The 7,244-nt window shown below is 73.0% G+C and carries 9 protein-coding genes; 5 read left to right on the top strand and 4 right to left on the bottom strand.

Translation table 11 applies throughout. The features are described 5' to 3' along the window. From AOK18_RS01470 to AOK18_RS01460, 3 genes are all read left to right on the top strand, one after another. Nucleotides 1–746: aldo/keto reductase (locus tag AOK18_RS01470; RefSeq protein WP_055693065.1), on the top strand; the 746-nt coding region annotated here is incomplete at its 5' end. Nucleotides 747–912: 166 nt separating this feature from the next. Further along, a complete protein-coding gene (locus AOK18_RS01465; protein WP_055572255.1) occupies nt 913–2,682 on the top strand; it encodes an ABC transporter ATP-binding protein in 1,770 nt (589 codons plus the stop codon). 115 nt (nt 2,683–2,797) lie between these two features. Next, nucleotides 2,798–3,058 carry a DUF5133 domain-containing protein gene (locus AOK18_RS01460; RefSeq protein WP_055573969.1) on the top strand — a complete coding sequence of 87 codons (261 nt, stop codon included), beginning with the start codon at nt 2,798–2,800 and terminating at the stop codon, nt 3,056–3,058. 38 nt (nt 3,059–3,096) lie between these two features. Here AOK18_RS01460 and AOK18_RS01455 read toward each other — a convergent pair whose 3' ends face one another. Then, on the bottom strand, nt 3,097–4,068 hold the full coding sequence (locus AOK18_RS01455; protein WP_055693066.1) for a GlxA family transcriptional regulator: 972 nt from the start codon (nt 4,066–4,068) through the stop codon (nt 3,097–3,099). Nucleotides 4,069–4,268: 200 nt separating this feature from the next. On the opposite strand from AOK18_RS01455, the gene AOK18_RS01450 reads away from it, so the two are divergent. Continuing rightward, the gene (locus AOK18_RS01450; RefSeq protein ID WP_055693064.1) at nt 4,269–4,739 is read left to right on the top strand and encodes a hypothetical protein; all 471 of its coding nucleotides are present in this window, start codon (nt 4,269–4,271) and stop codon (nt 4,737–4,739) included. 174 nt (nt 4,740–4,913) lie between these two features. Continuing rightward, entirely contained in the window at nt 4,914–5,132 is a 219-nt protein-coding gene (locus tag AOK18_RS01445) for a hypothetical protein (RefSeq protein ID WP_055573967.1), read from the top strand. Nucleotides 5,133–5,193: 61 nt separating this feature from the next. On the opposite strand, the gene tgmB is transcribed toward AOK18_RS01445, so the two are convergent. From tgmB to AOK18_RS01430, 3 genes are all read right to left on the bottom strand, one after another. Next, on the bottom strand, nt 5,194–6,177 hold the full coding sequence (gene tgmB, locus AOK18_RS01440; protein ID WP_055573966.1) for an ATP-grasp ribosomal peptide maturase: 984 nt from the start codon (nt 6,175–6,177) through the stop codon (nt 5,194–5,196). Nucleotides 6,178–6,193: 16 nt separating this feature from the next. Then, nucleotides 6,194–6,385 carry a putative ATP-grasp-modified RiPP gene (tgmA, locus tag AOK18_RS01435; protein WP_055573965.1) on the bottom strand — a complete coding sequence of 64 codons (192 nt, stop codon included), beginning with the start codon at nt 6,383–6,385 and terminating at the stop codon, nt 6,194–6,196. Nucleotides 6,386–6,504: 119 nt separating this feature from the next. Next, nucleotides 6,505–6,831, bottom strand: a complete 327-nt coding sequence (locus tag AOK18_RS01430) for a YkvA family protein (protein ID WP_055573964.1) — start codon at nt 6,829–6,831, stop codon at nt 6,505–6,507. Nucleotides 6,832–7,244 lie beyond the last annotated feature (413 nt).

Genomic DNA, 7,244 nt, shown 5'->3' with positions numbered 1-7,244 from the left:
CCGCGCTGGACGCCGGCGTCACCCTGATCGACACCGCGGACGCCTACCACCGGGACGCCGGCGAGGTCGGCCACAACGAGACCCTGATCGCCAAGGCCCTGGCCTCCCACGACCGCGGCGGTGACGTCCTGGTCGCCACGAAGGGCGGCCACCTGCGTCCCGGCGACGGCAGCTGGACGCTGGACGGCAGCCCTAGGCACCTCAAGGAGGCCTGCGAGGCGTCCCTGCGCCGGCTCGGCGTGGAAGCCCTCGGGCTCTACCAGTTCCACCGGCCCGACCCCCGTATCCCGTACGCCGAGTCCGTCGGCGCCCTCCGCGACCTGCTGGACGAGGGCAAGATCCGCATGGCCGGGATCTCCAACGCCGATCCGGAGCAAATCCGGCAGGCCCGGGACATCCTCGGCGACCGGCTCGTCTCGGTGCAGAACCAGTTCTCGCCGGCCTTCCGCTCCAGCGGGCCCGAGCTGGAGCTGTGCACCGAACTCGGCGTCGCCTTCCTGCCCTGGAGCCCATTCGGCGGCATCACCCGTGCCGGTGACCTGGGTTCGTCGTACGCCCCGTTCGCGCGCGTCGCGCGGACGCGCGGGGTGAGCCCGTACCAGGTGTGCCTGGCGTGGATGCTCGCCAAGTCACCGGTGGTCGTGCCGATCCCGGGGGCGAGCCGGCCGGAGTCCGTCCGCGACTCGGTCCGCGCCGCGGACCTGGAACTGGGCGCCGAGGAGATCGCGGAGCTGGACGCCGCCTGAGGGACCCCGGGACGCGACCGCCGGCGCGATCACGCGCACGGGGCCGGTGTACTCCCGCCCGACCATGGGGAAAGCGCTTCCTGGAGCAGGGCGGAGAGCGCGTCCGCCGCACCGCCGCACCCGGACCGCACCCGCCGTTCCCGGCCTCAGGGGAGGACCACCGCCGATGGCGTCGTCGCCGGCAAGACCACTCGACCACCGCTACCGGGGTGAGCACCCCGTCCGCACCCTCGCCTATCTCCTGCGGACCGACCGCGCCCGGCTCACCGCCGCGGTCGGCGTCTTCACGGTCAAGCACAGTCCCGTCTGGCTGCTGCCGCTGATCACCGCGTCCATCATCGACACCGTGGTGCAGCACCGGCCGGTCTCGCAGCTCTGGACCAGCACCGGCGTCATCATGTTCATCCTGCTGGTCAACTACCCGCTGCACCTGCTCTACGTGCGACTCCTGTACGGCAGCGTCCGCCGCATGGGCACCGCCCTGCGCTCCGCCCTGTGCACGCGGATGCAGCAGCTCTCCATCGGCTACCACTCCCGCGTGAGCGCCGGCGTCCTCCAGGCCAAGGTCGTGCGGGACGTGGAGACCGTCGAGCAGATGGTGCAGCAGACCGCGGAGACGGGGCTCGGCGCGATCACCGTCCTCATCGGCGGGCTGGTCATCATCGGCCTGCGCACGCCCGAGTTCCTGCCCGTCTTCCTGGTCGTCGTGCCCGCCGCCACCCTGCTCGTGGCCCGGCTGCGGTCCCGGCTGCGGACCCACAACGAGCACTTCCGGCACGAGGTGGAGACCCTCTCCTCCCGGGTGACGGAGATGACCCGGCTCATCCCGGTCACCCGCGCCCACGGGCTGGAGGGCAAGGCCCTGCGCCGGATGGACGGCACCCTGAACCGGCTGCTCACCTCCGGGATGCGCCTGGACCTGGTCAACGGCCGGTTCGGCTCGCTGGCCTGGGTGGCGCTCAACGTGGTGGGCGTCCTCGTGCTGGCCGGCGCGGCGCTGATCTCGTACTACGACGTCTGGGGCGTCACCGCCGGCGACATCGTGATGCTGAGCGCCTTCCTGACCACGCTCACCGGCTCCACGACGACCCTGGCGGGCCTGGCCCCGGTCATCACCAAGGGCCTCGAGTCCGTGCGCTCGGTCGGCGAGGTCCTCCAGGCGCCCGAACTGGAGGACAACGAGGGCAAGGAGGAAGTCGCCGCCCTGCGCGGCGCGGTCGCCTTCGAGGGGGTGGGCCACACCTACGAACGGGACGGGCGCCCCGCCGTACGCGACTTCACCCTCGACGTCGCCCCGGGCGAGACCGTCGCCCTGGTGGGGGCCTCGGGCGCGGGCAAGTCCACCGTGCTCAACCTCGTCATAGGTTTCATCCGCCCGACCTCGGGCCGCCTGCTCCTCGACGGCGCCGACATGAGCGGCCTGGACCTGCGCACCTACCGCCGCTTCCTGTCGGTCGTGCCCCAGGAGTCGATCCTCTTCGACGGCACGGTCAGGGAGAACGTCGCCTACGGCATGGACGAGGCGGACGAGGAGGCGGTGCGGTCCGCGCTGCGCGACGCCAACGCCCTGGAGTTCGTCGACCGGCTGCCCCAGGGCCTCGACACCCTCGTCGGGGAACGCGGAGCCCGCCTGTCCGGCGGGCAGCGCCAGCGCCTGGCCATCGCCCGCGCCCTGATCAGGGACCCCAAGGTACTCGTTCTCGACGAGGCGACCTCGGCGCTGGACACCCGCTCCGAGGCGCTGGTCCAGGAGGCCCTCGCCCGGCTGCTGCACGGGCGGACCACCTTCGTCGTGGCGCACCGGCTGTCCACCGTGCGCGGTGCCGACCGGATCGTGGTCATGGCGGACGGTCGGATCCAGGAGGTCGGCACCCACGAGGAACTGCTGCGCCGGGGAGGGGCCTACACCGCACTGCACGGCGGGCAGGCGGCCTGACGGACGGGCCCCGTGGAGCGCCCGCCGGCCCACCCCGTCCGGCCGGCCGGACGGGGTGGACTACTTCCCGGCGATGCGGGTAGGCGCAGCCACACACCCAGAGAGAGGCGCCTTCGTGCTGGTACCGGACCCCAAGACCGTCAGACGACTGCTGACGCGTTACGCGACGCTGCGGATCGCACAGGCGGAGCGGCACTCGCCCGCCGCGGCCCGCGAGCTGGAGGACGTCACGTACACCCTCTGCGTGATGACGGGAGCCGCCGGCATCCGTGAGGCCGTCACCCGCGCGGACGCGCTGCTCGCCCAGGGACGGACCGCGCCCGTCGGCCGGACCGCGGACCCGGACGGCGAGAACGGCCGCTGCCTGACCGTGTGACCGGCGGCACGGCTGCTGCCCGGCCGTACGGCCGGGAGCTACGAGCCGGTGCCCGCGACGGGCCGGCGGCCGTGGAACGCGGCCCGGTACGCGTGCGGCGTGGTGCCCGCCACCTTGCGGAACCGCTCGCGGAACGCCGTGGGCGAGCCGAACCCGGACTGCCGGGCGATCCGCTCGACCGTGTGGTCACTGTTCTCCAGCAGGTACTGGGCGCGCCGCACCCGCGCCCGCAGCAGCCACTGCACCGGCGTGGTGCCCGTCTGCTCGCGGAAGCGGCGGCCGAAGGTGCGCTCGCTCATCCCGGCACGCGCCGCCATCGCCCCGAGGGTGATCTCGTGCGCCAGGTTGTCCTCGAGCCACTCGAACAACGGCTCGAAGGCCGACCCGCGGGGCACGGGCGGGTGCTCGTGCACGATGAACTGGGCCTGCCCGCCCTCCCGTTCCAACGGCATGACGGACATCCGGGCCGCGTTCGCGGCCACCACCGAGCCGAGGTCCCGGCGGACCATGTGCAGGCACATGTCCAGCGCGGCGGCCGCCCCGGCCGAGGTGAGGATCTGCCCGTTGTCGACGTAGAGCACGTCCGGCCGCACCTCGACGCGCGGGAAGTCGCGGGCCAGCCGGTCCGCGGCCGCCCAGTGCGTGGTGGCGCGCAGCCCGTCCAGCAGTCCCGCCTCCGCCAGCACGAACGCGCCCACGCACACCGAGGCGATCCGGGTGCCCGCACCGGCCGCCCGGCGCAGCGCGGCGACGACGGCGGGGGAGAGCGGTGACGCACCGTCGGCGCGGCCCGGGACGATGATCGTGTCGGCGTCCGCCAGTGCCTCCAGTCCGCGGTCGACGCGCAGGAACAACCCGCCGTCCGCCGCCACCTCGGGCGTCTCGGCGCACAGCCGCACCCGGTAGGCGGGCCGGCCGTCGGGCAGGCGGGTCCAGTCGAAGGTCTGCTGGGGGGCCGCCATGTCGAACGGAATGACCCGGTCGAGCAGAAGAATCGCCACGGAGTGCATGAACGCCACGATAGGCGGATTCCCGCCACTCGTGAGAGCCGGGGCAGGAGGGTGGCAGGGGCGCCGGAGACCGGAGGAGGGGCCGATGGGCACGGTTGGCGGGAATCCGTGGAAGGCTGTCGATCCAGCCCATCAGGGAAGGTCCGGAAGGCCCTTAGCGTGAGTGCCGCACCGCTGATCACGCCAAGGAAAGAGCCCCGGTGACCAAGTTCCTGCTGTCCCTGCACGTCCTCGCCGCCATCCTCGCCGTCGGTCCGGTGACCGTCGCGGCGAGCATGTTCCCGCCGGCCGCACGCCGCGCCGCGCCCGCCGGGGGCGACGGGCCCGGCACGGCGGTGACCACCGTCGAGGTGCTGCACCGCATCTGCAGGGTCTACTCCCGCGTCGGCGTCACGGTCCCCGTGCTCGGGCTGGCCACCGCGCTCGCCATGGGGGTCCTGGGCGACGGCTGGCTCGTCACCTCCATCGCGCTCACGGCCGCGGCCGCGGCCGTCCTGATCGCCTTCGTGCTGCCCCGTCAGGACGAACTCGTCGAGCGGCTGGCCCGGCACCAGCCCGTCGACCGGCGGGCGACAGCGCGACTGGCCATGTTCACCGGGGTGTTCAACCTGCTGTGGGCGACGGTCACGGTTCTCATGATCGTCCGTCCCGGTTCGTCCACGGGTGCCTGACCGGCCGCGCCGCCGCCCCGTGCCCGCCGGCCCCGGAAGCGCGCGGACTATTTCCCGTGCACGCGTCTGCGTCAAGTCGTACGGGTGAATTCCCCCTGAAGGATGCCCGGACGCATAGACTCGTCAGTCGCGTCCCCGTCCCGGGGCCGACGAAGCAGAGAGGCACGTTGCAGGGTGTTCAAGGAATCCCCCATCTACGACCGACTCATCACGGAGCGCGGTGATGTGCCCGCACAGGTCCGCAGCGAGGCCGAACGAGTGAACAGGGAACTGGAGCTGGTCATGGGGCCCCTGCAGTCCTCCGGGTACCCCCAGGGCGGCCCCGACCGCCGGCAGTCCCCGGGCAACGGCTGGCAGCGCACCGCCCTCCTGCCCGGCCCCAGGCCGCACTGATCCGGGTACCGCCCCGGCGGACGGGCCCGCACCACCACGCTCCTCCGTGGTGACGGGGCCTTCAGCGTGCCGTGGTGGGCGTCCTGCCGGCCTCCACCGTCTCCCCGGGGACGGGCCGCGCCAGCCACTCGGCGACGGCACGCGCGATCGGCTGACCCGTCTCCACCTCGACGAACCCGAACTGACCCGACTGGTTGCACTCCAGGAACCACCACGTCCCGTCGGCGTCCTCGGCGAAGTCGAAGGCCCCGTAGGCCAGTTCGGCCTCGCGAAGGTAGGTGCGGACGCAGTCGGCGATGCGCGGCGGCACGTCGACCGGCTCCCAGGGCGCCCCGGGCGGCGCGAAACGCACATCCACCTCGACCGGTTCGGCACCGGTGTCCGCCGCCTTGCGGGCGGCCAGCAGCCGCTCGCCCACGGCGGTGAGCCGTATGTCGGCACGCTTCGCTATCCGCCGCTGGAGCAGGGTCGGCCCGAACGCCACGGCGGTGAAGTCGGCGTCCGGCGCCACCCTGCTCGTCGGCACGGCCCGCGGCGGATCCTGCGGGTGCGCCCCGGAAACGGGCTTGACCACCAGGTCCGGGAACCGCTCCGCGAACTCCCGGGCGGCGCGCGGAAAGGTCGTGATCACGGTGGCCGGCACGGGCAGACCGCAGCGCTGCGCCAGCCGGAGCTGCCACGGTTTGTGGCGCGCCTGCCGGGCCGCGTCCGGATGGTTCATCCAGCGGGCGTCCGAGCCGCGCAGCATCCCGTACAGGGCCTGAGCGGCCTCCTCGGTCAGCCAGGGCGAGGGCTGGGCCGCCCGCCCGGCCGGGGTGCCCGGCCTGCGCACCCACACGGAACGCAGTCCGCCGATGCTCACCAGCCTCCCCCCGGCGGAGAGATGGCCTCGGAAACGGCCGTGCACGTATTCACCCGAGAGCGAGACGCCGGCGGTCAGGTCGGCGGGGTCGACGCGTACCACCGGGACTCCGGAGCCGTGCAGGTGCACGACCACCATGTCGGCGGTCACGTCCTCCTCGCAGGTGAGGATCAGTACGGTCATGGTCTGCGGCTCACGGTCAGTCGTCGAAGTGGGTCTTGGAACCCGCCGTGGACGTCGTGGTGCCCACCTCCCGCAACAGTGCGTGATCGCGGGCCGCCACTCGTCCGTCGGCGAGGACGTTCAACTGCAGCCCGGAGTCGTACACATACGGAGTGGTTATGACCAACTCCCGTGCCGGCCGTGCGTAGTTGAGCGCGAACGGTTGCATCGTCTCTCCCTCGTCGGTACCGCGCCGACCAGCGACGGCCCCCTGTGCGCCGCTGCTTGGTCCGCCGACTTGTTTTGGCTTCCAGAGACTTATACGAATCGAACGGGTGGTTGGTTTCCTCACGGAGCGTAGTCGTGAGCGGGTTCACGGTCCGGGCGCCGGGACGCCGCTCCGGGTGAACCCGCGCCGAGGGACCCGCGCAGGGAGCGCAGCGCGAGCAGCAGCACGCCGATGTCGTCCAGGTACACCGGGTCGGGCAGCAGGTCGGTCGGCAGGACGAGGTAGAGGACCGCGCCCCAGAACACCCAGCGCGGGCCCGTGGGCAGACCGGCGCGCCGCAGCTCGCGCCGGGTGCGGACCAGTCGCACCGCGAGGACCACGGCGCACGCCAGCACGGCGGCCGCGGCGACGGCGGCGACGACGAGTACCACGGTGGTCGTGTCCACGGGCTGTCCTCCTCGAGGTGCGGCGGGGCGCCGTTCCCCCCCCTGTCTGGATGCCCGGGAACGGCTCCGGTATGACCGCCCGGGGAAGCCGGTGGAGTGGTACAGGTCATACCGGTGGCCCAGCCGGGTGGCCGGGCCGGGCGGGGGCGCCTAGTAATGGTCCACGTAACGTCGCTCGTCGTACGTCCGGGGGCGAGGAGCGGCCTGAGTCTTCCTTCATGGAGCCGAGCATGACCACCTGCTCATCGACACCCCCGTCGGACACCTCGAGCCCCTCGAGCGGTCCGACCGCCTCGACCGCCTCCGTCATATCCGGCGGGACGGACCCGGTCCTCCCGCCGGAGCCGCCGCCGGCGCCCCCTCCGGCCGCCGGGACGGCCTACGCCACCGGTGGTCCGCGTCCGGACGCGGAC

The sequence above is a fragment of the Streptomyces prasinopilosus genome (assembly GCF_001419695.1).
In the GTDB taxonomy this organism is placed as follows: Bacteria; Actinomycetota; Actinomycetes; order Streptomycetales; family Streptomycetaceae; genus Streptomyces; species Streptomyces prasinopilosus.
This window is presented reverse-complemented; position numbering and strand designations above follow the sequence as displayed.

Excerpts from the sequence above, each read along its gene's own strand:
- AOK18_RS01465 (WP_055572255.1), top strand. The coding sequence starts at position 913 with ATGGCGTCGTCGCCGGCAAGACCACTCGACCACCGCTACCGGGGTGAG.
- AOK18_RS01455 (WP_055693066.1), bottom strand. The coding sequence starts at position 4,068 with ATGCACTCCGTGGCGATTCTTCTGCTCGACCGGGTCATTCCGTTCGAC.
- tgmB (WP_055573966.1), bottom strand. The coding sequence starts at position 6,177 with ATGACCGTACTGATCCTCACCTGCGAGGAGGACGTGACCGCCGACATG.
- tgmA (WP_055573965.1), bottom strand. The coding sequence starts at position 6,385 with ATGCAACCGTTCGCGCTCAACTACGCACGGCCGGCACGGGAGTTGGTC.